Source organism: Paraliobacillus quinghaiensis (assembly GCF_003426025.1).
In the GTDB taxonomy this organism is placed as follows: domain Bacteria; phylum Bacillota; class Bacilli; order Bacillales; family Amphibacillaceae; genus Paraliobacillus_A; species Paraliobacillus_A quinghaiensis.
The window spans coordinates 14,676-40,710 of sequence record NZ_QJSH01000001.1 but is presented as its reverse complement, the minus strand read 5'-3'; the positions used below and the strand labels follow the sequence as shown (position 1 = coordinate 40,710).

At 35.6% G+C, this 26,035-nt stretch carries 27 protein-coding genes; 2 read left to right on the top strand and 25 right to left on the bottom strand.

Annotated elements, in window-relative coordinates; all coding sequences use genetic code 11:
• The 7 genes from D2K40_RS00205 to smc form a co-directional block, all read right to left on the bottom strand.
• On the bottom strand, positions 1-387 hold the full coding sequence (locus D2K40_RS00205; RefSeq protein ID WP_117151756.1) for a YlqD family protein: 387 nt from the start codon (positions 385-387) through the stop codon (positions 1-3).
• A gap of 246 nt (positions 388-633) precedes the next feature.
• Positions 634-861: a KH domain-containing protein gene (locus D2K40_RS00200; protein ID WP_117151754.1), complete on the bottom strand. Its 228-nt coding sequence runs from the start codon at positions 859-861 to the stop codon at positions 634-636.
• 17 nt (positions 862-878) lie between these two features.
• A complete protein-coding gene (gene rpsP, locus D2K40_RS00195) occupies positions 879-1,148 on the bottom strand; it encodes a 30S ribosomal protein S16 (protein WP_117151752.1) in 270 nt (89 codons plus the stop codon).
• An 80-nt stretch (positions 1,149-1,228) separates the two neighbouring features.
• Positions 1,229-2,581, bottom strand: coding sequence for a signal recognition particle protein (gene ffh, locus D2K40_RS00190; protein WP_117151750.1), 1,353 nt, complete (start codon positions 2,579-2,581; stop codon positions 1,229-1,231).
• Between the two features lie 13 nt (positions 2,582-2,594).
• Positions 2,595-2,921 (bottom strand): putative DNA-binding protein, encoded by a 327-nt coding sequence (locus D2K40_RS00185; protein WP_117151747.1) that lies wholly within the window; start codon positions 2,919-2,921, stop codon positions 2,595-2,597.
• A gap of 79 nt (positions 2,922-3,000) precedes the next feature.
• Positions 3,001-3,990 (bottom strand): signal recognition particle-docking protein FtsY, encoded by a 990-nt coding sequence (ftsY, locus tag D2K40_RS00180; protein WP_117151745.1) that lies wholly within the window; start codon positions 3,988-3,990, stop codon positions 3,001-3,003.
• 28 nt (positions 3,991-4,018) lie between these two features.
• A complete protein-coding gene (gene smc / locus D2K40_RS00175; protein ID WP_117151742.1) occupies positions 4,019-7,591 on the bottom strand; it encodes a chromosome segregation protein SMC in 3,573 nt (1,190 codons plus the stop codon).
• A gap of 474 nt (positions 7,592-8,065) precedes the next feature.
• On the opposite strand from smc, the gene D2K40_RS00170 reads away from it, so the two are divergent.
• Positions 8,066-8,287: a DUF1128 family protein gene (locus D2K40_RS00170; protein ID WP_117151740.1), complete on the top strand. Its 222-nt coding sequence runs from the start codon at positions 8,066-8,068 to the stop codon at positions 8,285-8,287.
• A gap of 104 nt (positions 8,288-8,391) precedes the next feature.
• Here D2K40_RS00170 and rnc read toward each other — a convergent pair whose 3' ends face one another.
• The 11 genes from rnc to D2K40_RS00115 all read right to left on the bottom strand — a co-directional run bounded on the left by rnc (position 8,392) and on the right by D2K40_RS00115 (position 18,756).
• Positions 8,392-9,069 carry a ribonuclease III gene (gene rnc, locus D2K40_RS00165; protein ID WP_117151738.1) on the bottom strand — a complete coding sequence of 226 codons (678 nt, stop codon included), beginning with the start codon at positions 9,067-9,069 and terminating at the stop codon, positions 8,392-8,394.
• 99 nt (positions 9,070-9,168) lie between these two features.
• The gene (locus tag D2K40_RS00160) at positions 9,169-9,402 is read right to left on the bottom strand and encodes an acyl carrier protein (protein WP_117151735.1); all 234 of its coding nucleotides are present in this window, start codon (positions 9,400-9,402) and stop codon (positions 9,169-9,171) included.
• 42 nt (positions 9,403-9,444) lie between these two features.
• Positions 9,445-10,185, bottom strand: coding sequence for a 3-oxoacyl-[acyl-carrier-protein] reductase (gene fabG / locus D2K40_RS00155; protein WP_117151733.1), 741 nt, complete (start codon positions 10,183-10,185; stop codon positions 9,445-9,447).
• Complete coding sequence (gene fabD, locus D2K40_RS00150) at positions 10,185-11,132, bottom strand: ACP S-malonyltransferase (RefSeq protein ID WP_117151731.1); 948 nt, start codon at positions 11,130-11,132, stop codon at positions 10,185-10,187. Before fabD ends, fabG begins: the two co-directional genes overlap by 1 nt.
• 3 nt (positions 11,133-11,135) lie before the next feature.
• Positions 11,136-12,137 (bottom strand): phosphate acyltransferase PlsX, encoded by a 1,002-nt coding sequence (gene plsX, locus D2K40_RS00145; RefSeq protein WP_117151728.1) that lies wholly within the window; start codon positions 12,135-12,137, stop codon positions 11,136-11,138.
• Positions 12,121-12,717, bottom strand: coding sequence for a transcription factor FapR (gene fapR / locus D2K40_RS00140; RefSeq protein ID WP_117151719.1), 597 nt, complete (start codon positions 12,715-12,717; stop codon positions 12,121-12,123). Before fapR ends, plsX begins: the two co-directional genes overlap by 17 nt.
• A 188-nt stretch (positions 12,718-12,905) precedes the next feature.
• The gene (gene recG / locus D2K40_RS00135; RefSeq protein WP_117151717.1) at positions 12,906-14,939 is read right to left on the bottom strand and encodes an ATP-dependent DNA helicase RecG; all 2,034 of its coding nucleotides are present in this window, start codon (positions 14,937-14,939) and stop codon (positions 12,906-12,908) included.
• 5 nt (positions 14,940-14,944) lie between these two features.
• A complete protein-coding gene (gene sdaAA, locus D2K40_RS00130) occupies positions 14,945-15,829 on the bottom strand; it encodes an L-serine ammonia-lyase, iron-sulfur-dependent, subunit alpha (protein ID WP_117151714.1) in 885 nt (294 codons plus the stop codon).
• Positions 15,830-15,880: 51 nt separating this feature from the next.
• On the bottom strand, positions 15,881-16,543 hold the full coding sequence (gene sdaAB / locus D2K40_RS00125) for an L-serine ammonia-lyase, iron-sulfur-dependent subunit beta (protein WP_117151712.1): 663 nt from the start codon (positions 16,541-16,543) through the stop codon (positions 15,881-15,883).
• 99 nt (positions 16,544-16,642) lie between these two features.
• The gene (locus D2K40_RS00120) at positions 16,643-18,319 is read right to left on the bottom strand and encodes a DAK2 domain-containing protein (RefSeq protein ID WP_117151710.1); all 1,677 of its coding nucleotides are present in this window, start codon (positions 18,317-18,319) and stop codon (positions 16,643-16,645) included.
• Positions 18,320-18,393: 74 nt separating this feature from the next.
• Positions 18,394-18,756: an Asp23/Gls24 family envelope stress response protein gene (locus tag D2K40_RS00115; protein ID WP_117151708.1), complete on the bottom strand. Its 363-nt coding sequence runs from the start codon at positions 18,754-18,756 to the stop codon at positions 18,394-18,396.
• Between the two features lie 460 nt (positions 18,757-19,216).
• Between D2K40_RS00115 and rpmB the strand changes: the two genes are divergently transcribed.
• On the top strand, positions 19,217-19,405 hold the full coding sequence (rpmB, locus tag D2K40_RS00110) for a 50S ribosomal protein L28 (RefSeq protein ID WP_117151706.1): 189 nt from the start codon (positions 19,217-19,219) through the stop codon (positions 19,403-19,405).
• Between the two features lie 79 nt (positions 19,406-19,484).
• On the opposite strand, the gene spoVM is transcribed toward rpmB, so the two are convergent.
• From spoVM to rsmB, 7 genes are all read right to left on the bottom strand, one after another.
• Positions 19,485-19,565 (bottom strand): stage V sporulation protein SpoVM, encoded by an 81-nt coding sequence (spoVM, locus tag D2K40_RS00105; RefSeq protein WP_117151704.1) that lies wholly within the window; start codon positions 19,563-19,565, stop codon positions 19,485-19,487.
• A 37-nt stretch (positions 19,566-19,602) separates the two neighbouring features.
• Positions 19,603-20,280, bottom strand: coding sequence for a thiamine diphosphokinase (locus D2K40_RS00100; RefSeq protein ID WP_117151702.1), 678 nt, complete (start codon positions 20,278-20,280; stop codon positions 19,603-19,605).
• A 27-nt stretch (positions 20,281-20,307) separates the two neighbouring features.
• Positions 20,308-20,961, bottom strand: coding sequence for a ribulose-phosphate 3-epimerase (gene rpe, locus D2K40_RS00095; protein WP_117151700.1), 654 nt, complete (start codon positions 20,959-20,961; stop codon positions 20,308-20,310).
• A 3-nt stretch (positions 20,962-20,964) separates the two neighbouring features.
• On the bottom strand, positions 20,965-21,846 hold the full coding sequence (gene rsgA / locus D2K40_RS00090) for a ribosome small subunit-dependent GTPase A (protein ID WP_117151698.1): 882 nt from the start codon (positions 21,844-21,846) through the stop codon (positions 20,965-20,967).
• A gap of 4 nt (positions 21,847-21,850) precedes the next feature.
• Positions 21,851-23,869, bottom strand: coding sequence for a Stk1 family PASTA domain-containing Ser/Thr kinase (gene pknB / locus D2K40_RS00085; protein ID WP_117151696.1), 2,019 nt, complete (start codon positions 23,867-23,869; stop codon positions 21,851-21,853).
• On the bottom strand, positions 23,866-24,621 hold the full coding sequence (locus D2K40_RS00080) for a Stp1/IreP family PP2C-type Ser/Thr phosphatase (RefSeq protein ID WP_117151694.1): 756 nt from the start codon (positions 24,619-24,621) through the stop codon (positions 23,866-23,868). The genes pknB and D2K40_RS00080 overlap by 4 nt, the downstream gene beginning before the upstream one ends.
• 64 nt (positions 24,622-24,685) lie before the next feature.
• Positions 24,686-26,035, bottom strand: a complete 1,350-nt coding sequence (rsmB, locus tag D2K40_RS00075; RefSeq protein WP_117151692.1) for a 16S rRNA (cytosine(967)-C(5))-methyltransferase RsmB — start codon at positions 26,033-26,035, stop codon at positions 24,686-24,688.

Below are 26,035 nucleotides of genomic sequence, written 5' to 3'. Positions count from 1 at the left end.
TTATTCTATTCTGATAATAACGCCATCTTGTACTACAATCGCTTGTTCCTGTATCATATTATTCCAGTTGGTTCCTACTTCAACATTCACTAAACGCTCAACTTCACCTTCAATAATCTCTTCGCCAACTGGTATTAGTTCTAATTGATCTAATTGATAGCTTATTTGTTTATGCTTTTCCTCACGCTTAGTAATTTCTTGTTGAAATCGTTCGTTAACTTTATATTTATTTATTCCAGCTTTATATTCCATTTTTTTACGCTCAAAAGCTAGTTGTTGACACTCTTTATCAAGTTGTTCTATTTTTTTTTGAAATCTTTCTTTGATATCTTGTTTACTTAATTCTGTCACAACTTGTTTCACTAGTATTTTACGAATAATCTGCAAAGAATCTCAACCTTTCTCATTCTATCGACGACGATTGGTTGGTACAAAGTTATTTGCTACGTGATCTTTTACTAGTATATCTTATTATAAGTATGTGTTCAAAAACAAAAAAATAGTATGTCTCATTTTTCTAGGATCTTTTGAAAAACTCTTCTTATAAGTACTATCTATGTAACGTTATATTATTATATTTATATCCCCCTAATATATAGAAAAACAGGGAAAGGTTTGGTCCCTTCCCCTGTTTTACATAATATCAAGATAAATACGTTTTTTAGTATCCGATCCTGCGGCATAAACAACTGTCCGAATTACTTTAGCAATTCGACCATTTTTACCAATCACTTTTCCAACATCTTCAGGATGAACTGTAAGATGATAAATCATCTTACCTGATTCTTCCTTAACGTTAACCTGAATTTCTTCGGGATGATCGACTAATGGTTCAACGATTGTTTGAATTAAGGCTTTCATGTTATCACACTACTTTACTATTGGTTTTTAGAGTCGTGGAATTTCTTCATGATGCCTTCATTAGAGAATAAATTACGAACTGTGTCACTAGGTTTTGCACCTTTAGTCATCCAGTTTAATGCTTTTTCTTCATCTAATTTCACTTCAACCGGGTTTGCTACCGGATTGTATGTGCCAATTTGTTCAATTATACGTCCATCGCGAGGAGCACGAGAATCAGCTACTACTACACGATAAAAAGGGTTACGTTTTGACCCCATGCGTTTTAAACGAATTTTTACTGCCATGTTTCGCACCTCCATTAATTAATGTTTTTCACAATTTTAAATTCTATCAGAACTTTGATTGTCTGTAAAGTGTTTTTCCATTACATGAACGGAAAATTTAATCCTTTTCCTTTTTTACCTTTTTTTCCTGATTGAGAATTCGTCATTTGTTTCATCATTTTCTTCATTTCGTCGAACTGTTTTAACAGTCGATTCACTTCAGAAACAGGACGCCCTGACCCCTTAGCAATCCGCTTTTTACGACTAGCATTCATAAGATTTGGATCTTGTCGCTCTTTTTTTGTCATTGACTGAATAATAGCCTCAACGTGCACAAGCTGCTTCTCATCTAATTGCACATTTTTCAGGCCTTTCATCTTATTTGCACCTGGAATCATGCCAAGCAAGTCTTCTAAAGGACCCATATTTTTCACCTGGGCCATTTGATCAAGAAAATCATCAAATGTAAACGATGCTGAACGCATTTTACTTTCTAAGTCTTTCATTTTCTTTTCATCAACATTTTCCTGTGCTTTTTCAATTAAAGATAACACATCACCCATCCCAAGAATTCGTGAAGCCATTCTTTCTGGATGGAATTGCTCTAATTCATCAAGTTTTTCACCCATACCAGCGAATTTTATTGGTTTATTGGTAACAGCTTTAATTGAAAGTGCCGCACCACCACGTGTGTCACCATCTAGTTTCGTTAGGACTACACCTGAGATGTCTAGTTGTTCATCAAAACTCTCAGCGACATTAACAGCATCCTGCCCTGTCATTGCGTCAACAACTAAAAATACTTCATCAGGTTTAACATTAGTTTTAATCTGCTGTAATTCATCCATTAGGTTTTCATCAACATGTAAACGACCTGCTGTATCGATAATGACATAATCATGATGGTCTTCTTTTGCTTTTGCTATAGCTTGGTTTGCAATATCAACCGGATTTGCATCAGTACCCATTGCAAAAACAGGGATATCTAACTGACGACCTATTGTTTCCAATTGGTTAATGGCAGCTGGACGATAAATGTCAGCAGCTACTAATAACGGTTTTCTATTATGTTTTTTGCGCAATAAATTTGCTAATTTACCTGTTGTTGTTGTTTTACCTGCACCTTGCAACCCAACCATCATAATTACAGTTGGTGAACGATCACTTACCGCGATTTTACTTTGTTCTCCACCCATCAAGTCTGTTAATTCTTCTTTTACTACTTTAATAACTTGTTGACCTGGAGTTAAACTTTCCATAACCTCTTGCCCAATAGCTCGTTCTTTCACACGTTTGACGAAGTCTTTTACTACTTTAAAGTTTACGTCAGCTTCTAATAAAGCAAGACGGACTTCACGCGTCATTTCTTTTACATCTTGTTCACTAACTTTCCCTTTGCCTGTCAGCTTTTTCATCGTTTCTTGCAGGCGATCAGCTAAACCTTCAAATGCCATAGAGGGTGTCCTCCTAATCTAATTCTTTTAAATCCTTAATAATTTGTAATACTTGGGGATGATTATCAACTTCTACTACTTCCGCTAAATCATGAAGCAGTTTTTGCCTTCCAAGAAACTTATCATATAATCGTAATTTTTCCTCGTAATTCTCGAGCATTGCTTCTGTACGGCGAATATTGTCATACACAGCTTGTCTTGAGACCGTAAATGTTTCTGATATTTCACCTAATGAATAGTCCTCTAAATAGTACAAATCCATATAGTTTCTTTGCTTAGGTGTTAATAATGCTTGATAAAAATCGAATAAATAATTAATTCGCGTTGTTTTTTCTAACAATATAAGCACTCCTTGTTAAGTGAAACACCTTTACATTAAAATAGTAGACGATATCTTACTTATCTGTCAAGGTTTCAAGTTATTCCTGTTCAATCATATCAGCAAACAAGCCATAAACAAATGCATTTGCATCAAATTTTTCAAGGTCATTCATTTGTTCACCTAATCCTACATATTTCACAGGGATCTTTAGCTCTTTACGAATTGCTAACACGATACCACCTTTTGCAGTTCCATCTAATTTCGTTAAAACAATTCCAGTTACATTCGTTGAGGCAGAGAACGTTTTTGCTTGACTTAAAGCATTCTGACCTGTAGTTGCATCTAATACAAGTAATACTTCATGTGGCGCACCTGGTATTTCACGCTCTATTACACGTTTTACTTTAGATAGCTCATTCATCAAATTCACTTTATTTTGTAATCTTCCAGCTGTATCGCAAAGCAGAACATCAGCTCCTCGTGATTTTGCTGCTTTAACACCATCATAAATAACAGCTGCCGGATCACTTCCTGCTGCTTGTTTAATGACATCTACACCAACACGTTCACCCCATACTTCTAACTGCTCAATGGCACCAGCACGGAAAGTGTCACCTGCTACTAAGACTACTTTTTTTCCTTGTTGTTTCAGTTGATATGCCATTTTACCAATTGTTGTTGTCTTCCCAACACCATTTACACCAACAAAGAGGATTACTGAAAGATCATCATCCTGGATATTCACATTTTCAGATGTATCATCATCACCAGCATATATTTCAACTAGTTTTTCAGAAATAACTTCTTTTAGATCAGCTGAATCTTTAATATTTTGTCGTTTCACTTCAGTCTTTAATTCTTCAACTAAGTCCATTACTGTCATTACACCAACATCAGCTTGAATCAAAATTTCTTCTAAATCTTCAAAGAAATCCTCATCAACTGAACGATAGCGAGCAACTAAATTATTGATCTTACTTGAAAAAGAATCTCTTGTCTTTGACAAACCTGCCTTATATTTATCAGATACTTCATGTTCCTTTTCAGTTGTTGTAAATTTATCTTTTAGTTTTTTGAAAAAGCTCATTTATTTCTCTTCCTCTCTAGCTACTTCGTTATGTTGTTACGTTCATTAAATCCTTTGTTTCTTCTAACTTAACCGATACCAGTCGTGACACTCCTGACTCTTGCATTGTCACACCATAGAGGACATCTGCACCTTCCATCGTTCCTTTTCGATGCGTAATAACGATAAACTGCGTATTCTCGCTATAATCCTTTAAATAGCGTGCAAATCGATCTACGTTCGCATCATCTAATGCTGCTTCTACTTCATCTAATACACAAAAAGGTACTGGACGTACACGTAAGATAGCAAACAATAACGCAATTGCTGTCAGCGCTCTCTCTCCACCTGATAAAAGTGCAAGTTGTTGTGCTTTTTTCCCTGGTGGTTGAGCTTTTATATCAACTCCAGTTTCCAGCATGTTTGTTGGGTCTGTTAAGGTTAACGCAGCGTGCCCTCCTCCAAACAACTGTTCAAACACAAAAGAAAATTCTTCTTTTATTTGATAAAACGTTGTTTCAAAGCGTCGTTGCATTTCTTCATCCATCTCGGCTATTACACTATACAATGTTTCTTTTGCATCAAGCAAATCTGTCTGTTGTTCTGTTAAAAATTCGTAACGTTCTCTTATGCGTTCATATTCATCGATTGATCCTAAATTAACAGTTCCTAAATCTTCTATAGAGCGTTTAATCAACTTCACTTCTTGGCTCGATTGATTGATATCATCTGCTGTAGGATATGTTTCTTTTGCCAATTCATAACTAATGGTGTATTCCGTCTGAAGATGGTGTAGTCTGTTTTCTAATTCTACATCAAGGCGGTTTGCTTTAACCTCATTTGTCTGAATCATTTCCAACAGTGCCTGTTTTTGATTTTGGGTCGTTTTGATTTCTCTTTCCTCATCTTCAATAAACTGCATTTGTTTTAAACGTTTCTGACGATAAGACTGAATTAGCTCGGTAGTTTCTTGCTTTTCTATTTGTTGCTGTTTTACTTTCTCTTCAATATTTTCTTGTTTCTCACTATTTTCATGAAAAGCGATTAATTCTTGCAATTGCTGTTGTGATTCTTGTTTGGAAGTCTGTAATTCTTCTAATCTATTAGTCGCATTAGTAGTTTTCTCTGCTTGATGTTGAACTTGTGATTCTTGTTCTGCCAACGTTATTTGAAGACGATGATAGTTTGCTTGGACCTGCGCTAGATTTTCTTGATGTGAATTCTTTTCATTTGTTAATCGATCAATTTCAGCTTGAAGTCGAACTAATTCATCTGCGATTGTGCTTAGTTTCTCTTCAATTTCTTTACTTTGTTTGATTAGATTTGATTTATCTTGCTCGAATTGTTCCTTTTCTTGGTCATATATACTTAGATTATCATGGATATGCCTGACATGAACTTCATTTTCCGTAACCTGTGCTTGCAATTGATTTTCAGTTTGTTGAAGCGTTTGTATTGTAGCACGTAACTGCTCAATAACACTCTCTTTATCTGAAACTAATTGTTTTTGATCACGAACCTTTTGTTCAAATTCAACCGCACGCTGCTGAAATTGCTCTAACTGATCTGTTACCTCTTGTAAATCCTTATCTCTTGTAAATAAGGATTGATTGGTATTCTTTCTAGCACCACCAGACATTGCACCACCTGGGTTAACAACATCACCATCTAACGTAACCACACGATAACGACGTTCAACTAAACCTGCAATCTCATTCGCATCTTTAAGCGTCTTAGCAAAAATAGTATTTCCTAATAAATAACGCATAACGTTGGTATACTTCTCATCAAAATGAACTAAATTACTTGCAATACCACTAAAACCAGGATGACTGCTTATCTTTTGTTCTGCATGGGTTGGTAGTGATTTCGCTCGCATTGTTTGCAATGGCAGAAAGGTCGCTCGTCCATTTTTTGATTGTTTTAGCCACTGAATCGCTTGTCTTGCAGTGTTATCATCGTCAACAATGATATGTTGTGATTGACCACCTAATGCAGTTTCCATTGCGGTAATATAAAGCTTAGGTACATCTAACAATTCAATTACAGCACCATGAATTCCAGATAAACGGTCCTCTTCACGTGCTTTTAAAACAGCTTTTACACCTTGGAAAAAACCTTGAAAATCCTCTTTCATATCTTCAAGCATTTCTTTTTTTGATTTTAGCTTTTCAAGATACTGATACCCTTGGTGTAGCTTGTTTTCAAGTGTTTGAAATTGTTGTTTAGCTTCTGTTAAATCCTGTTTAGCTGTTGATAAAGCTTGTTCCTTGTTATTACGTTCCACTTGTTGAGAAGCTAATTTTTCTTTGAGACTAGTTAAAGTACTTGTTAATGCTTCTCTTTCAGCTATTTGATCTTCAAATCTTGTTTTTTGATTTTCTTGCCTGTAGTTCATTTGTGATAGCTGTTGTTCAATCGATTGTTTTGCATTGCGTTTAGCAGCCTGATTATTAAGTAATTCAATGTAATCGCTTTTTAGTTCTTCGATCTTTTCCTCGATTTTCTCCTCGGATTTGTCTAATGTTTCTTGCAGTTGCTTGAGTTCTTTTTTCGTATCATTTCTTGATTCTTGTAATTCAGACAACTTTTGGTTTTCAATCTCTAATTCATTAGATAATGTAGCACTTTTCGTTTGCAAATTATCTATTTCATCTTCTAACTTTGTCTTATTTTCTTCAAAATGCCTTGAACGTTCTTCAATTAATTTTTTGTTTCCTTCTAATTGTTCAAGTTCTTGCGTTAACGTTAATAGTTTCTCTTGCAACGTTTCTATCGATTGATCTAAATGCTGCATTTCTTGTCTTTCTTTTTCTAAAACGGCTTCTTTTTGATTAATGGACGTCGTAATCGTTAACTCTTCATTTTTCTTTTCTTCAATCGTAGCTAAATGACTCGACCATTGTTCGTGAAGCGTTTCAATTTCAGCATTTAATAAGGCAATTTCCTTTTCCTGTAACGTTTCCTTTTTTTCTAAGTATTCTTTAGCAATAGATGCCTGTTCTTTTAACGGTTCTAATTGTGTTTCTATTTCATGCGTTATATCTTCTATACGATTTAAATTTTCCTGTGTTTCTGCTAGTTTATATTCTGCTTTCTTCTTACGGTTTTTATATTTTAAAACTCCAGCAGCTTCTTCAAAGATCGTTCGACGTTCTTCTGCTTTTGAACTAAGAATCTCTTCTACTTTTCCTTGGCTAATAATAGAAAATGCTTCTCTTCCTAACCCTGAGTCCAAAAATAAATCAACAATATCCTTTAAGCGACAGGATTGTTTATTTAATAAGAATTCACTATCTCCGGAACGATAAACTCTTCTTGTTACGCTTACTTCATCGTAATCAACCGGGAGTGTTTGATCATGGTTGTCTAATACAAGTGTAACTTCTGCTACATTTAACGGCCTTCTAGTATCACTTCCTTGGAAAATAATATCTTCCATTTTTGTACCACGTAATGATTTCGCAGACTGCTCGCCTAAAACCCATCGGATTGCATCTGTTATATTACTTTTACCGCTACCATTTGGTCCAACAACTGCTGTAACACCAGGCACAAAATCTACTGAAATACGTTCAGCAAATGACTTAAAACCTACTGATTCAATTTTTTTAAGGAACATAAGCATTCTCCTTATTAATACTTGCTATTTTAATAATTTTTAATAACCCTTTTCTCAAAAATTGTTACTTACGAGTATTTTAAATAAACTACGCATTAAGAACCTAAACTGTTTAGTCAGTAATTAGTAACGGAAGGTACCGCTCCTCAAATGAAATTGGTTCCCTTTCCGGGCACGACTTCAGCTAAGCCCACGAAAAGGGAATCCATTTTCTGACGTAGCGGGTAAGTTACGTTATTAATTAATACGCACTTTATTTCAAGCATGCATATTAATAAACAATATTTGAGAAAAGAGCCTTTTGGGTGTTGTTCATAAAGGCCAGTGAAAATAACACATGATATTTCTTGATAAGATTGCTTTTTTGACAAAGTCTATTAAGTAGAATTTTTATTTAATGCTTGCATTTCAACTTATTTATTTTATCATAATAGGAAGAGAGATAGAAGGTTAGATTAATAAAGGAGTGTTTGTGTGAATTTAACTGAGGCTACAGATACAAATCTTAAGTATATTTTGAAAGAAATTGCAGCTCATTTGCAAGTTGTGAATAGTTCTATTATGGATCCTGAAGATTATGACTTAGACAAATATGATGACTTAAAAATGCTTTATGATATAGTGAAGGATAAAGGTCAGTTGAGTGTGTCAGAAACTCAAGCCTTTGTTCAAGAACTTGCAGAAATCCGTAAATAACTTTTATGATTGTTGGCTTGCTTTCACGAGTTTATTTTTTCATAAAAACGAGCCAACAATCACTAGTTTGTGACTTGTTTGTGGTCATTATTGACCATATCTTCTTATAGTTGATCTAGCGCTTTTTTTGCGGCGCGTTGTTCTGCTTCTTTTTTGGTGCGCCCGTGACCAACCCCGGCAACCTCTGCATTTAAACTTACATTTGCAATAAACTCTCGATCATGTGCAGGACCTTTTTCTTCGACAATTTCATATTCAATTTCTGTATGTCGATTTTGTTGAATTACTTCTTGTAATTGACTTTTATAATCCATCGCATGTGAGAAAGCACCTTTTTCAACTTCTGGAAAAACGTATCTTTCTAAAAACTCTAACACAACAAAGAACCCTTGATCCAAGTACAGTGCTCCAATAAATGCCTCAAATACATCTGCTAGTAGCGCTGGTCTCTTTCTACCGCCAGTCCGCTCTTCTCCTTTTCCAAGCAAAACGTAACGATCAAATGAAAGTTTATTTGCAAAACCAACTAATGCTGGTTCACACACAATAGAAGCTCTTAATTTAGTAAGTTCTCCTTCTGCCATTTTTGGATATATCCGATATAGATATTGGGAAACTCCAAGCTCTAAAACTGCATCACCTAAAAATTCAAGCCGTTCATTATCTTGATATGCTTGATTACGATGTTCATTAACGTATGAAGAATGGGTGAATGCCTGATACAATATAGTTTCGTCATTGAAATTAATACCTAATTGCTTTAATAATGGTTTGAAATCCATATACTTATCCACCTATTTTTAATTTTTGTAACAGCATGACATATTGTAAAAGCCTCGCCAAATAAGCGAGACTTTTTATTTTTTAGAATGAGTATTGCATTATGACTGACTGCTTATGTAGTTTACAGCGTCACCAACTGTTTGGATTTTCTCTGCATCCTCATCCGCAATTTCCATATCAAATTCATCTTCTAATTCCATAACTAGTTCAACAACATCTAATGAATCAGCTTCTAAATCATCTTTAAATGATGCTTCCATAGTTACTTTTTCTTCTTCAACATCTAGACGATCTACAACAATTTTCTTTACGCGATCAAATGTATCTGCCATCTCACGTTCACCCCCTTTCAAAGTAGCTGCAATTACGCTATATTACATTACCATACCACCATCTACTTGTATAGTTTGTCCTGTAATATATGTAGCATCATCAGAAGCTAAAAAGCGAACTACTTTTGCTACATCTTTCCCACTACCTAAACGAGCTAGTGGAATTAATTCCAACATAGCTTTTCTTTGTTCTTCGGTTAATTCATCTGTCATATCAGTTTCGATAAATCCTGGTGCTACCGCATTTACTAAAATACCACGCGCAGCTAACTCTTTTGCAGCACTTTTAGTCATCCCTATCACACCAGCTTTAGCAGCTACATAGTTTGCTTGCCCAGGATTTCCACTAATACCAACAACTGAAGCAATATTAATAATACGACCGCTTCGCTGTTTCATCATTTGCCTTGTAACAGCTTTGGTGCTGAGGAATACCCCTTTTAAATTGGTTTGAATTACTTCATCAAATTCTTCTTCTTTCATGCGCATCAGTAGGTTGTCACGTGTAATGCCAGCATTATTCACTAAAATATCCAAACTACCAAAAGTCGTTGTTACTTGCTTCACCATGTCTTTGACTTCTGCTTCACTTGCTACATTTGCTTTTATTTTAATTGCTTCCGCACCTAGCGCTTTTATTTCATCTACCACTTGTTGTGCCTTTACTTCATTACCTGCAAAATTAACGGCTACTTTTGCCCCTTGATGTGCTAACTCAATTGCTATTGCTCGCCCAATACCACGAGAAGCACCAGTCACAAGTGCTACTTTACCTGTCAGCATTAAGATTCCTCCTTGTACCATTCAATAAACGCTTGTAGTGAATCAGAATCTTGAATCGAGAAGGTTTGCATACGACGATTCACTTTTTTCACTAACCCTGTTAACACTTTTCCACTTCCAATTTCAACAATTGCATCTAATGATGAGTCTACCATTTGTTCTATTATTTCTTCAAATCGAACAGTAGAATACATTTGTTTGACTAACAATTGCTTTATCTCTTCTTTATCCACTACTTGCTTTGCTGTCACATTCGCATAAACTGGTGTTTTTGCATCAGAAAATGTAACTTCACTTAATTTTTCCGCCAGTTTATTAGCAGCTGGTTTCATTAATGAAGAGTGGAATGGCCCACTAACATTTAACGGTAACACACGCTTTGCACCAGCTTCTTTTAAACTAACTACTGCACGTTCAATTGCTGTTTTTTCTCCTGAAATAACTATTTGTCCAGGGCAATTTAGATTGGCAATTTCAATTACTTCATTCGTTTCGACCTGAAGTTTATCAAGTTCAGCTTGAAGTACACTTTGCTCCATTCCTAAAACAGCCGCCATTGTCCCTTTTCCACTTGGAAAGGCATCTTCCATTAATCTCCCTCTTGCTTGCACCAGGGGTAAAGCATCTTCAATTCTCACTGCTTCAGCAGCTACTAACGCGCTATATTCACCAAGGCTATGTCCTGCCAAATAAGAGGGTTTTATACCTTCTTCAAGTAGAACACGTGTAATTGCAGCACTTGTAAGTAATAAGGCTGGCTGTGCATTTTCTGTTTGTGTTAAAACTTCTTCAGGTCCTTCAAACATTAATTTGGTTATATTTTTATCTAACGTTATATTTGCTTGATCAAAAAGCTCTTTTACCAAAGAATGCGTTTGATATAAATCTTCACCCATCCCTACATGTTGTGAGCCTTGTCCAGGATATATAAAGGCAACTTTCTTCATATGTTATTCCTCCTCACCAATATCAAGTTGTGCTACAGTAGTTTCGATTGTTTTTGTTACATCATGCTCAACCATATAACAAGCTTGTTTAATCGCACTATAAATAGCTCTAGCATTTGATGATCCATGCGCTTTAATAACTGGCGCCGCTAATCCGAACAAGCCAGCTCCACCATATTCCGCATAATCCAATTGGCTTTTTAATTCTTTTAAATCTTGTTTCATAAGTCCTGCTGCAAATTTAGTTTTTAAATTAGACATAAAGGATTTTTTTAGCATAGAGAACATTGTTAATGCAGTACCTTCAATTGTTTTTAATGCAATGTTGCCACTAAACCCATCTGTCACTACAACATCTGCTGCTCCATCTAATAAGTCTCTAGCTTCAATATTTCCAACAAAATTAATTGGTGCTTGTTTTAATAATGTAAATGCACTTTTTGTTAATTCATTACCTTTTCCATCTTCTGTACCTATATTTAACAAACCAACACGTGGTGAATCAATTCCTCGAACTTTTTCAACGTATACAGAACCCATGATAGCATATTGAACAAGATGTTTTGCTTTCGCATCAACATTTGCTCCTACGTCTAACAATAAAAATCCTTTTTTGTCTATAGTTGGTAAAGTTGGGCTTAATGCCGGTCGCTCAACACCTTTTATTCGACCAACCTGGAATAAACCAGCACTCATTAATGCTCCTGTATTTCCAGCTGATACACAAGCATCAGCTCGATTTTCCTTCACTTCATTAGCCATTAATACCAATGAAGCATCTTTTTTTCGTCGTACTGCTCGAACAGGTTCATCATCCCCTGAAATAACAGTTGTTGTATGTATAATCGAGATGCGCGTATCATCTGTAAGGTATTCAGAAATTTTGTTCTGATCTCCAACTAAAACAATTTCTAGATCGTTCATTTCTTTAATAGCTTCCATCGAACCTTCTACAATTGCCTTAGGGGCATGGTCTCCACCCATTGCATCAATTGCTAACTTCATGTTCAACCTCTCCTTTTTGTCGTTCTGTTGAACGATACATATCGAACATACCAGAAAAAACAATTTCGTTATCAACATAACTGTCTACTTCTACTTTTGTCCTTTTATTCTCAGTTGTATTGGAAACTTTTGCTTTAGCCACTACACGTTCACCTTGTTTTACTTGTCGTGTAAATTTAATGTCAGCATTTCTAGTTAATGCTAATTCATCATCAATAACGGCAACTGCTAGTGAGTTTGCTTGGGCAAATAAGTGATGTCCACGCGCAATGTTATTCCGTGAGAAAACATGTTCATTACTTATATCTAAAATCGATATTGCTCGTTTATCTAACTCTAAATCAACCACTTCTCCGATGACTTCGTCAATTGGCAAAGCTTTAACGGTTTCATTCCATTGATTAGTGGCCACTGTTTTTATTCGTTCACGTAATTCAGGTATGGACAACTCCATCCTGTCTAAACGAATGGTTTGAATACTAACATTAAATTCCTTTGAAAGTGCTTCATCTGTAATGAAGGGCATTTCTTCTATTTTTTCTTTTAGCTTTTGTTGTCTATTCACTTTTGATAATTTCATATCTTCACCACCCTGTTTCACTTATCAAAACACAAAACTTATTTCAGAAATATTTATTGTTTTAAAACTTCGTAATCGATATAATTTTCACTATAGATAAACTTTCTTAAATGCTTCGTAATAATCAATTTTATGACTAGGTACTAATAGTAATATATAATACCAAAGAAAAAGATGCAAGTACCTTATTAATCAAAAGTGTTGCTTTTTAAATTTAATTCTTTTTCTAAATGTTCTTTTAATGCATGATAACTAGGGTCTTTTGACAATAGGTCTTGATAGATGATAGTTTGCGCATCATTACGTGCTGTTTCTAACGCTCGGTAATCCTGTACAATATCAGCAACTTTGAATTCTGGTAAACCACTTTGCTTTTTACCAAAAAAATCTCCAGGGCCTCTTAATTGTAAATCTTGTTCAGCTAATTCAAATCCATTAATTGTTTCCGTCATAATTTTCATTCTCTCTTTACCTACTTCACCTTTGGGATCAGCAACTAAGATACAATAACTTTGTGCTTTACCTCTGCCAACTCTCCCTCTTAACTGATGTAATTGTGATAAACCAAAACGTTCAGCATCATAAATAAGCATAACTGTAGCATTTGGTACGTTTACACCAACTTCTACAACAGTTGTTGAAACCAGAACTTGAACGTCATTCGTTGCAAATTCTTGCATAACAGCTTCTTTTTCATCGTTATGTAGCCTACCATGTAATAGACCAACTTTCATGGCAGATCCATATACTTGTTGCAATTGCTGATAGAGATCAACCGCATTTTGAATATCTAGTTTATCCGACTCCTCAATTAACGGACAAATAACATAAGCTTGATGGCCATTATTTACTTCCTTTTGAATAAATTGTAATAGTCTTGGAAGCATGCTCTCTTTCACCCAATAGGTCTCCACTGGCTTTCTACCAACTGGCATTTCATCTATTTGTGAGACATCCATATCGCCATAGCTTGTTATTGCAAGCGTCCTTGGAATCGGTGTTGCTGTCATAAACAAGACGTCTGGATCAATCCCTTTATCACGTAATGCTTTTCTTTGATTCACACCAAAACGGTGCTGTTCATCAACAATTACAGTTCCTAAATTTGAAAAGATAACTTCATCTTGAATCAATGCATGTGTCCCAATAATAATATCAACTTGATGTTCCTTAACTAGCTCCAATCTCTCTTTACGTTTTTTTCCTTTTATAGAACCAGTTAATAAAACAACATTTGCATATCCCTCAAATAACTCTGTTAAAGAAGCATAATGCTGTTCAGCCAATATTTCTGTTGGCACCATTATTGCACCTTGTTTTCCTGCTGTTATAGAAGCATATAAGCAAATCGCTGCAACCGCTGTTTTACCTGAGCCCACATCACCTTGGAGCAAACGATTCATACGATACGGAGAACGCAAGTCTGTTAAAATTTCATCTAATGACCTTTGTTGAGCACGTGTTAACGCAAAAGGTAGTCTTGTAATAAACTGATCAATAGCAAACTGATCAAACAATTGACTATTCCCTTTTGTCCGCTCACGATTCTTTTTTCGGAATACTTGCATCTTTAATTGAAACAGTAATAATTCTTCATAAACAAAACGTCTTTTAGCGTGTTTCAATAATTGAAAATTAGAAGGAAAATGCATTTCCTTTAGAGCTTTATTTCGCGGTAATAGTTTATAATTCTCCAAATATGCAGGTGGTAGAACTTCAACAATATTATCACCGTATTGTTCAATTGCATTTTTAATAATTTTTTTAAACTGTAATGGTTTGATCGTGCTCTTCATTGGATATACAGGTTGAATCGGGTCATCTAGCTTTGCTTTTCCCTTTTTGTAATTATCAATAGTAATTTGCAGCCTGTGCTGATCCCATTTTCCAGTGAAAGTAACGGTATCTCCCTGCTGCAATTGTTTTTTAGCAAAAGCTCGATTAAACATAACACCTTTAACCACAGTGTCTTCTACTTGTAGATGAAGGGTTAAACGTGATTTCTTTCTTCCGTAATAAGATAGATTAGGTTCTCCTATTATCTCCCCTTCTATCGTTACTTTTTCATCATGAATAAGTTCACTTAATGGTTTAATCTCATAGTTATCATAGCGATTAGGAAAATAAAACAGAAGATCCTCTAGTGTTAAAATCCCCAATTCTCCCAAGTGTTCTTGTAATGCTTGTCCTACACCTTTTACCTTTTCGATTGGTTGATTCAATTACCTCACTCTTTCTCTCCTTTATTTCCGTATATTTTTGCAGCAAGTTCTCTTCCTGTCGGCGTTGCAGCTAACCCACCTTCAGCAGTTTCTCTTAAAGCACTAGGCATCTGTCTTCCAATTCGGTACATCGCACCTATTACTTCATCACATGGGATTTTACTTGTGATTCCAGCTAAAGCCATGTCTGCTGAAACAATAGCATTTGAAGCACCAGCTGCATTTCGTTTGACACATGGAACCTCTACTAAACCTGCAACCGGGTCACAAACAAGACCTAGCATATTTTTTAGTGTTATCGCGAAAGCTTCAGCACTTTGTTTTGGCGTCCCACCAGCCATTTCGACAACTGCAGCCGATGCCATCGCCGCAGCTGATCCTACTTCTGCTTGGCAACCACCAGCTGCACCAGATATAAATGCGTTATTAGCGACAACAAACCCAAAAGCTCCTGATGTAAATAAAAAGTTAATCATTTCTTCTCGTGTCGGATTAAGTCGCTCCTTTACTGCAAATAAAGCACCTGGCACACAACCTGCACTCCCCGCAGTTGGTGTAGCACAAATCACGCCCATAGCGGCATTCACTTCATTCGTTGCCACAGCTTTGCTAACTGCATCTAGTAATAAGATACCAGAAAGCGGTTGGTGTGTATGCATATATTTTTGTAAAAGAACTGCATCACCGCCTGTAAGACCAGAGCGTGATCGCACACCTCTTAAACCATCTTCAATTGCCTTTTCCATAACAGTTAAATTTCGTTCCATTTGCCCTATGATCTCTTCTCTTGATTTCTCATGGACATCCATCTCTTGTGTTATCATTGCTTCTGCAATTGATATATTCTCATTTTCTGTGCGTTCTATTAATTCTGCAACTGTACGAAACAAATAAATCCCTCCATGTCTATCGTGATGTGATATTTTTATCTATATTGAAGATTAATCTACAATTTTAGCAATATGTAGAATGTGATCTGCCTTTTTTAATTCAGTTTCAATTTCCATATCTACGTTCTGATCTAGCTCAATTACCATCAGGGCATCTTTACCTACATCTTTTCGAGATACTTCCATCCTACCAATATTTATCTCATGTTTCGCTAATATTTGTGTAATTGATGCAATGGCACCAAAACGGTCATTATGCATGATCAATATGGCTGGATGATTTCCGGATAAATGTAATTCAAAACCATTTAATTCGGTGATCTCTACTTTACCACCACCAATTGAGATACCAACAAGTTCTAATGTTTCTGCACCGTTTCCAATTTTAATCCTTACTGTATTAGGGTGTTCAACAGCCGATTCATCTTCAAAAAAGCGTATAGCTATATTTTTATCTTTCGCAATATCCAGTGAACTAGAAATACGATTGTCATCTGTATCAAAATTTAATAATCCTGCCACAATAGCTACATCTGTTCCATGACCTTGATACGTTTTTGCAAATGAACCATAAAAAAATATATCTGCCCAAACGGGCTCTTTGCCAAACAGATTCCGTGCTGCTCTTCCAATTCTTGCAGCTCCCGCTGTATGTGAACTGGATGGACCAATCATAACTGGCCCAATAATATCGAAGACTGATTTATATTTCACGGGAAATACCTCCTAGAAAAAATACCTAATCATTGTAGTATACGTATTATTTTAACATAAGAAAAGCTCAGGATTCACTTAGAACCTGAGCTTAATGCATTATTCAATTGCAAAAATATAAGAATAAATTGGTTGCTTACCTTGATGAATCTCAATTTCAACATCTTCATATTCTGTTTCAATGAAAGATTCAATTAAAGCAGTTTCTTCATCAGTTGCATCTTCACCTTGTAAGATCGTGACGATCTCGTCATCTTCTGTGATCAGTTCAGCCAATAATTGTTTCACTACATCTAATTTATCTTTTGCATTTACCTTAATTTCCCCATCTGCTAACCCCATAAAATTTCCATTAGCAATGGTCATACCGTCAATTTGTGTATCTCTTACCGCATAAGTTATTTGCCCAGTTTTAACTAAGTCACTTGCCTCAATCATATTGTTTTTGTTTGTTTCCAAGTCAGCTTCAGGGTGAAATGCTAACAACGCACTCATACCTTGAGGAATTGTTTTGGTTGGAACAACAACAACTTCATCATCACTTAGTGTTGCAGCTTGTTCAGCTGCCATTATAATATTTTTATTATTAGGAAGAATAATCACACGTTTAGCATGTGCTTCTTCTATCGCTTCGGTGATGTCTTGTGTACTTGGATTCATTGTCTGGCCACCTTGTATGACAACAGAAGCACCAAGACTTTCCAATAATTCTTTTAATCCTTCACCCATAGCTACTGAGACAATTGCATATTCTTGCTTTTGCTTCGGTTTCTGTTTAGGCTTTTCTTTTTGATCACCAACAATAGATGTGTGTTGCTCTCGCATATTCTCCACTTTTATGTTTAGAAAACTACCAAAACGTTGACCTAAGTTTATAACTTCTCCTGGGTACTCAACATGAACATGTACCTTAACAATCTCATCATCAGAAACTACTAGTAATGAGTCCCCAATTTCACTTAGCTCTTGACGAAACGCTTCTTCATCATAAGGATTTTCCTTCAATTTTTCATCTTCAAATTTAACCATAATCTCAGTACAATATCCAAATTCGATATCTTCTGTTTGCATAAATCCTTGAGCCAATTTATGGTGCTCAGCATTAACCATATCATCCATTTCAACATCTGAATCAACATGATCTGGTAATTCCTCACCTTTTAAAGATGCTAAAAAGCCTTCATAAATAACCACTAGGCCTTGTCCACCACTATCTACTACACCAACTTCCTTTAAAACTGGTAGTAGATCTGGTGTAGTTGCCAATGATTTTTTACTAGCTTCAACAACACCTTCCAAAAACACGATCATATCATCTGTTGTTTTTGCAATTTCTTCAGCTTTTTTTGCTGTATCTTTTGCAACTGTAAGTATTGTACCCTCAACAGGCTTAATAACCGCCTTGTAAGCTGTGTTAACGCCAGCTTGTAAAGCTTTTGCAAAGCTTTTAGGATCTAGTGTTTCAGCTCCATCTACACCTTTAGAGAAGCCGCGAAATAATTGGGATAGTATAACACCAGAGTTTCCTCTAGCACCCATTAATAGCCCTTTAGCAAATGCTTCAGAAACCTCTGCAGTTGTTTTCTTGTTTGCTTCTAGTTTTTTAACTTCAGCTGCTCCTGAAGTCATCGATAAATTCATATTAGTACCTGTGTCTCCATCTGGAACAGGAAATACATTTAATGCATCAATCATTTTAGCATTATTCGTCAAATTGTTTGCACCTAGTAATACCATTTGTGCAAACGCTGATCCTTCTAACGTTCGAACCACCACTACAACTTCCTCCTTTATAACTAAGCCCTAACAAATATCATGATTAAATTTTTTACATATCGGATATATATTTCTTATTCAGCTTGAACTCTCACGCCTTGAATAAATATGTTAACAGCATGGATTGATAAACCTAATGTTTTATCCAATGTATATTTAACTTGAGACTGTACGTTATGAGCAACCTCAGAAATCTTTGTGCCATAGCTAACTATAATATACATGTCTATGCTAATTTTCTCTCCATCTTGGCGAACAATAACACCTTTTGAGAAGTTTTCTTTTCTTAATATTTCTGCAATGCCATCCTTCAATTGATTTTTTGATGCCATCCCTACTATACCATAACACTCAATTGCTGCACCTCCAGCAACTGTCGAAATTACTTCATTAGTAATTGTGACATGTCCGTCTTTTGTTGTTAATTCAATAGACATAACATTATCCTCCTTGGTTAGATCTTAATTAACTGCCATTTATAATTTATAACCCTCTTAACACTCTATGCTTAAATACCTAAACATTAAGAAAATAAAACAACTATGATACCAAACATTTTACAACAAACCGTTAGATTTTGAAAGCAGTTTCAGATGTGTTTTTTCACCTAAGCAACTTTACTATTTAGTGTTAAAAAATTATAAAAACTTTTTTTTAGCTTTCTAGCTAAACCCCTTTATACAATGGACGAAAAATTAATTTATGTCAAGTGTTTATGCTTTATACCCTACTCATTATGCCATTTTTGCCCCAAAAATGAAAGCAAATAATATTATATTAGAAGAATATTTTCTGCACATAATCTATCATTTGTTCGAGTATAGATTGCATTTACCTTGTAATTATGATAAATTATATTAGTATGTAATGAGATAGATGTAAGTAGGAGGGATTAATATGGGACGTAAATGTGTAGTAACTGGACGTAAAACAACTAGTGGGAATAACCGCTCACACGCGATGAACGCTAATAAACGTACATGGAAAGCAAACGTACAAAAGGTACGTATCATGGTAGATGGTAAACCGAAACGTGTTTATGTATCTGCACGTGCTTTGAAATCTGGAAAAGTAGAACGCGTATAATAGCTTAGAAAAACTTATATTTGCGTAACAAAAAAGCACCTACATGTAGGTGCTTTTTTGTTACGATTGGCTGAGCGATTTAATCCTTTTTAAAAGAACCAATGATCACACGTACGAAGCCACCAATGAACCTTGGGAGTTTAATAGTATAAAATTTCAAAAGAACCCCTCCTCTTTTCGATATGACAAAGAACACTTCATATTATTGTATGATTATGATGCTCGATAAGTACATCACGACTCTTTATCACTATTAATATGCCTTTACGAAAAGAAAAAGTACCTTTTTTCGAAAGAAGCTTATTCGAAAGACAAAGCGTTGATCCCCATTCTACAGAACCATCTTCTAAAGGATAGTAAAACCCCTCTAACGTCAATCCTTCTATACAAGAGGAGAAAGGAACAAATGAAATAATTGGATATAATAAATTTTGTTCTACTTCATAACTTCCCGGATTAAATAATGTTAGTTCATTTTGATTATCTATAATGGTTGTCTGCAACTGTTCCTGTTGTAAACGATATAAAAGCTGGATATTTGCTAATGTATGATCTATCCTACCACCTGTTGCACCAAACAAGATTAACTTCTCTGGTGCGAGTAGGATAGCCTTAACAATAGCTAAATCCAAATCTGTTTCATCTTTATCAACAGGATAAGTTTCTATAGAAGTTGCGTTAGTAGATACTTGTTCAAACTCGTTCTCTGTTATGGAGTCAAAATCTCCAATTGCAAGATCTAGTCTCATACCTGCATTTACAAGTACAAGAGCACCTCGATCGGCACCTATCCAATAATCTACTTGGTTTTTGTAAGACATTAAATCTGGAACAAATTCAATAGGACCCCCAGCTACAATTGCAACAGTCTTCATTGTGTACTACCCCTTAGTTCATTCACATTATTTCGTTGCATTTCGAATGTTTTGAATTGCATTTTCACGATTTTTTTCATTAAAAATCGCGCTACCTGCAACTAAAACATCAACACCAGCATCCGTACACAGTTTAGCTGTTGTCTGGTTAATACCACCATCTACTTCGAACTCAACATGTGGGGCAAAATCTTGACGCCACTTATCTACTTGCTTTATTTTGCTTAATACATCCGCAATAAAAGCTTGTCCGCCAAATCCTGGGTTCACCGTCATAAACAGGACTAAATCAATATCTTTTAAAATTGGATAGAGCATTTCTGCAGGTGTAGCAGGATTAATGACAACACCCGCCTTCACTCCAGCATTTTTAATGGCGTGGATCGTGCGATGCAAATGGACACTTGCTTCAACATGAACAGAAATGATATCAGCCCCTGCTTTTGCAAAAGCGTCAATATAGTCTGCTGGATTTTCAATCATTAAATGTACATCCAATGGTAAAGATGTAATTGGTCGAATTGCTTCTACAACAAGTGGACCAATTGTTATATTTGGAACAAAGTGTCCATCCATAACATCAACGTGAATATAATCCGCTCCGCCTTGTTCTACTTCTAATATTTCTTCTTTTAATCGAGCAAAATCTGCTGATAAAATTGATGGAGCAATTTTTGTCATAACTTAATACCTCGGCTTTCTGTCTTTAATTTCATGATAGAATTGAACATAGTGTTCATATCTAAATTCGGTAATTTCCTCATTTTCAAGTGCTGCTTTAACTGCACATTTCGGTTCATTTATGTGCATACAGCCTCTAAACTTACAATTTTCTTTTCTCGCTTCCATCTCTGGGAAACAATCTGGTAACTCTTCTAATTCAATCTCATCAAATTCTAATGAACTAAAACCAGGTGTGTCAGCTACTAGGCCACCTGCTATTTCAACTAATTCAACATGCCTAGTAGTGTGTTTTCCACGGCCCAAGCTATTTGATATTTCATTTGTCTCAATATCAAGTAGTGGATTCAACTTGTTTAAAAGAGAAGACTTCCCAACTCCTGACTGCCCGGCAATTACAGAAATATTATCAGAAAAGTACGGGATCAGCTGCTGTAAATCTGAACCGTCTTTTGTTGATGATGTTTCGACCTGGTATCCTATTTGACGATAACTTTCTTGAATTTCTTTTATTCTCTTTTCTTCTTGTTCAGAAAGCATATCTACTTTTGAGATGAAAATAACCGGTTCAATCCGCTTCGCCTCAACCAATACTAAAAAGCGGTCTAATAATAAGGCACTAAAATCTGGCTCTTTTGCTGAAACAACAATGATCGCTTGATCAATATTTGCAATTGGAGGTCTTCTCATTTGATTATGCCGCTTCTTAACCTCATAAATGTAGCCTTCATTGGGGTTACTAATGTCAAATTCGACTACATCACCAACGAGGGGAGTGATATTCTTTTTGCGAAATAAACCACGTCCCCTACATTGATAAACACCATTATCACACTTAACATAATAAAAGCCACTTAATGCTTTCATGATTTTCCCTTCAGGCATCGACTCACCCACCTTCCACTTCTTCATAAGCTATCGTTTTTTGCAGGAATACTTCATCATCTCTTTCTACTTTATATGTTGCAGTTTTCCCTGATGCGATGGTTAGTCGAACCGTAAAAGGCGTATCTTCTCGAATCGACTCTGTTTCATAAAGACTTGTTAGATCATACTCCATATCTTCTATATAAATCCTAACCTCTTGCGGAGCATTATTGTTTTCTGATTGTCCATTAGACCCTCCAGTATAAGGAACAGTGAATGATACGGAATGTGTTATCGGTGGTTTTTCCTTTTTACCTCGTGAAACAACAATCTCAACGACTGAATCCTCTTTTACTTCAGTACCAGCACTAGGAGATTGACGAATAACATTTCCTTTTTCCACTTCAGCTGAATTCTCGTCGATAACAGTACCAGATAAATCTTGATCACTTAAATAATCGATTGCAGCTTGTTCACTCATACCGGTTAAATCATTTAATGTGACAGACTTTTTCCCAATACTGACCACAAAAATCACCGTTGTTTCTGACGGTACTACTACTTCATTCGGCTCGGGATTATTTTGTGCAATGATATAACCTTCTGGCTCATCAGAATGTTTTTCATCATACTGTATTTCTTGATATCCTTTTTGTTGCAATATTCTTCTTACTTGATCAAAACGTTGACCAACATAATTTGAAAATTCTTGTGTTGCTTTTCCTTGACTCGAATAAACGGTCACCTGAGAACCCTCTTTTATATTTGTGCCTGCATTTGGATTTATTCGTATAACATGATTTTCAGGAATCTCATCAGAAAACTCCTCTTCGTACATAACATCTAAACCTAAATCGGTAAGCTCTTTTAATGCTTCCGTATATGTTTCTCCTTCGAGCTCTGGGATGGTTACATCATCTGGCTGGAGCCAACTCGGTAAAACAAATAATGCAAATAAACCAGACCCCAATAAAACAATAAATAATACCGATATCCAAATAAGCGGTTTAAACCTTTTCTTTTTCTTCTTATCAGATTTATTACTGTCACTCTGATTGATATCATGAGCATTCCCATTTTGTATTGATGTATTCTTCGTATGAACAAGTGTATCTTCTACTGATTTATTCTTTTCAAAATTCTGATCGTTAATAATAGGAATTGCTTTTGTCTCTTCACCCTCTTCTTCAGGTGGAACATATGCAGCTTCATTAATACGATTTGGTTGTAAAGCAGTTAATAAATCTTCTTCAAGGGCTTCAACTGAATTATAACGATAAAAAGGATCTTTTGTAGTAGACTTTAATACTATATTTTCAATGCTCTGTGGTATATCCGGATTCCACCTTCTAACAGAAGGTGTATTAGATTGCAAGTGTTTTAATGCAATAGAAACAGCAGATTGTCCAGAGAAAGGAATGCGACCAGTTAAGAGTTCAAAAAACACAATGCCTAATGAATAGATATCTGACTTTTCATTTGCCATCCCACCACGTGCTTGCTCTGGTGATAGGTAATGTACAGAACCTAGCATTGAGTTTGTTTGTGTTAATGATGTTGCAGTTAATGCTAAGGCAATACCAAAGTCTGTCACTTTCACTTTTCCATAAGGATCAATTAATATATTTTGAGGTTTGATATCGCGATGAACAATATTATTTGCATGTGCATGCTCAATAGCTGAAGTAAGTTGACGCATAATTTCAATTGACTCTTCAGCAGGTATCGGACCATATAGTTGAATATATTTTTTAAGTGTCATTCCTTCAACATATTCCATTACCATGTAGTAAATATTCTCTTCATCCCCAACATCATATATATTAACAATATTTGGATGAGACAAGCTTGTTGCCGATTGTGCTTCCCGATGAAAACGCGTGATAAATTCGTCATCATTTGCATATTCTAGTCGTAATACTTTGATCGCCACTTCTCGATCTAATATGGTGTCATGGCCAAGGTATACATTCGCCATCCCTCCACCGCCAATAATCCTCCGAACCTTGTATCGATCACTAAGCAAGCGCCCTTCTATCACGATAAATCACCTTCTACAGATTCGTCATGCTCTGATAAGACAACTGTAATATTATCTTCTCCACCACGTTCATTGGCCAAATCAACTAATTGTTGAGAAATTTCTTCTAGTGTAATATCTTTTTCTAAGAAATCCTCTAATTCTTTGTCTGTGACTTTATTAGATAGCCCATCAGAACAGATTAACAATCGATCTGATAAATACCATTCTTCCGTGTTAACATCAGGTATAATTTCTTCATCTGTACCTAAAGCTTTCAGTAAGACATTTTTTCGAGGGTGATATTCCGCATCTTCTTTAGATAGCTGACCAGTACGAACGAGTTCATTAACTAAAGAGTGATCTTCTGTCACTTGTCGTAATGCTTGATTGTGATAAAGATAACAACGACTATCACCTATATGCGCAACGGAAATAAAATCAGCAGCAAATAGAACTGCAACTACGGTTGTTCCCATTCCAGCATAATCAACATTTTCTTGTGCATAGCGATAGACTTGTTGGTTGACCTCTTGAATTGAATGAGATAACCATTTTTCAGTCTCTTCTTTTGTCATAAGAAAGGTAGACTCTTTCCACTTCTCACTTAGATAGTCTATTACCATTTGACTAGCCACATCTCCCGCTTTGTGACCTCCCATTCCATCAGCTACTACAGATAATTGCTGGTTATCCTTATTATAAAAAACACCACCAATATCCTCATTATGCTCTCTCACCTTACCCTGATCCGTTAAATAATATTGATTCATTTGACTCACCTCGTATTATCCATTCTTCAAACCTGTTAAGCATTTAAGTGTTAATATGCAACTACTAGCCTTTCTTCTGTATACGTGTCAGGAAGAAACCATCTGTTTGATAATCATCTGGAAAAATTTGCAGACCTGTTGTAGTTATACCTGGCGCTTGTTTCAATACGTCTGGAAGTTCTGTAAAGAAAGTTTGATCTATCTCAAAATCAGGATGGGCTTGTAAAAATGCTTCAATTACACGCTCATTTTCCTCTTTATCTACCGTACAAGTACTATATAAAAGTTTACCATCTTTTTTTAATAAAGGGGAAATATTTTCTAATAATTCTAGTTGAATTTTTGCTAACTTCATAATATCCGCTTCATCTTTATTATATTTTATATCTGGCTTTCCTCTAATAACACCTAATCCTGAACACGGGGCATCAATTAGAATACGATCAAATGAATTTGGCTCATGGAAAGCCGACAATTCTCGTGAATCTGCTCCTTTTGTTTCAATATTTGATAACCCTAAGGCAAATGCCTTTACAGCAACAAGATCTACCTTTTTTTCATGTAGGTCATATGCCATGACTTGCCCAGTGTTGTTTAATTTTTCAGCAATATGCGTTGTTTTTCCTCCAGGAGCACTGCAGGCATCTAAGACATACTGATTCTCTTCAATTTGCATCATTTCCGCAACCAGCATGGAGCTTTGGTCTTGAATTGTTAGACAATCTTTCTGAAACAACTCACTTTTCAATATGTTTCCTTCTTCAACAATAAGACCTTGCGGTGAAAAAGATGATTGGGCTGTCTGATAGCCTTCTTCTTGTAATTGATCGATCGCTTGTTCTTTAGTTATTCTTAATGGTTGAACACGGACACTGAGAGGTTTTGAGTCTAAATTAGCTTGACAGATTACTTCTGTTTTTTCCAATCCATACTGTTTTATCCAACGATCAACAAGCCAAGCAGGATGACTAGTCGCTAAACTAATGCGTTCTACATCATCACTAATTGCCTCAAATGACGGAAATCCTTGGCGTTGCGCACTTCGCAAGACACCATTAACTAAGGAAGAAATCCCCTTGTGTCCTCTCTCATTAGCAATCGATACTGCTTCATGAATAATTGCGTGATCAGGTACCTTTGACAAATAGTGCATTTGATAAAAAGATAAGTAAAGTAACCATCTGACCCATGATTTTAATTTATTTGGTTTTGCAACAAAATGGTTAACGAAATAATCTAATGATAATTTTCGTTGTAGGGTACCATAGACCATTTCTGTTAATAACGCTTGATCACGTACAGCAATTTTGTTTGATTTAAGTGCTTGATCTATTAAAAGATGACTAAAAGCACCATTATCTCCAACACGCAGTAATATATCTAATGCACTTGAGCGTAAACTATATTTCGTCAT

Coding starts and splice junctions, on each gene's coding strand:
- smc (WP_117151742.1), bottom strand. CDS start 7,591: ATGTTCCTTAAAAAAATTGAATCAGTAGGTTTTAAGTCATTTGCTGAA.
- D2K40_RS00160 (WP_117151735.1), bottom strand. CDS start 9,402: ATGGCAGATACATTTGATCGCGTAAAGAAAATTGTTGTAGATCGTCTA.
- fabG (WP_117151733.1), bottom strand. CDS start 10,185: ATGCTGACAGGTAAAGTAGCACTTGTGACTGGTGCTTCTCGTGGTATT.
- D2K40_RS00100 (WP_117151702.1), bottom strand. CDS start 20,280: ATGAAGACTGTTGCAATTGTAGCTGGGGGTCCTATTGAATTTGTTCCA.
- plsX (WP_117151728.1), bottom strand. CDS start 12,137: ATGAAGTTAGCAATTGATGCAATGGGTGGAGACCATGCCCCTAAGGCA.
- rpmB (WP_117151706.1), top strand. CDS start 19,217: ATGGGACGTAAATGTGTAGTAACTGGACGTAAAACAACTAGTGGGAAT.
- rnc (WP_117151738.1), bottom strand. CDS start 9,069: ATGGATTTCAAACCATTATTAAAGCAATTAGGTATTAATTTCAATGAC.
- D2K40_RS00080 (WP_117151694.1), bottom strand. CDS start 24,621: ATGAATCAATATTATTTAACGGATCAGGGTAAGGTGAGAGAGCATAAT.
- rsmB (WP_117151692.1), bottom strand. CDS start 26,035: ATGACGAAATATAGTTTACGCTCAAGTGCATTAGATATATTACTGCGT.
- D2K40_RS00200 (WP_117151754.1), bottom strand. CDS start 861: ATGAAAGCCTTAATTCAAACAATCGTTGAACCATTAGTCGATCATCCC.
- rsgA (WP_117151698.1), bottom strand. CDS start 21,846: ATGCCTGAAGGGAAAATCATGAAAGCATTAAGTGGCTTTTATTATGTT.
- ftsY (WP_117151745.1), bottom strand. CDS start 3,990: ATGAGCTTTTTCAAAAAACTAAAAGATAAATTTACAACAACTGAAAAG.
- fapR (WP_117151719.1), bottom strand. CDS start 12,717: ATGAAATTATCAAAAGTGAATAGACAACAAAAGCTAAAAGAAAAAATA.
- D2K40_RS00115 (WP_117151708.1), bottom strand. CDS start 18,756: ATGTCTATTGAATTAACAACAAAAGACGGACATGTCACAATTACTAAT.
- ffh (WP_117151750.1), bottom strand. CDS start 2,581: ATGGCATTTGAAGGTTTAGCTGATCGCCTGCAAGAAACGATGAAAAAG.
- fabD (WP_117151731.1), bottom strand. CDS start 11,132: ATGAAGAAAGTTGCCTTTATATATCCTGGACAAGGCTCACAACATGTA.
- rpe (WP_117151700.1), bottom strand. CDS start 20,961: ATGACAAAAATTGCTCCATCAATTTTATCAGCAGATTTTGCTCGATTA.
- rpsP (WP_117151752.1), bottom strand. CDS start 1,148: ATGGCAGTAAAAATTCGTTTAAAACGCATGGGGTCAAAACGTAACCCT.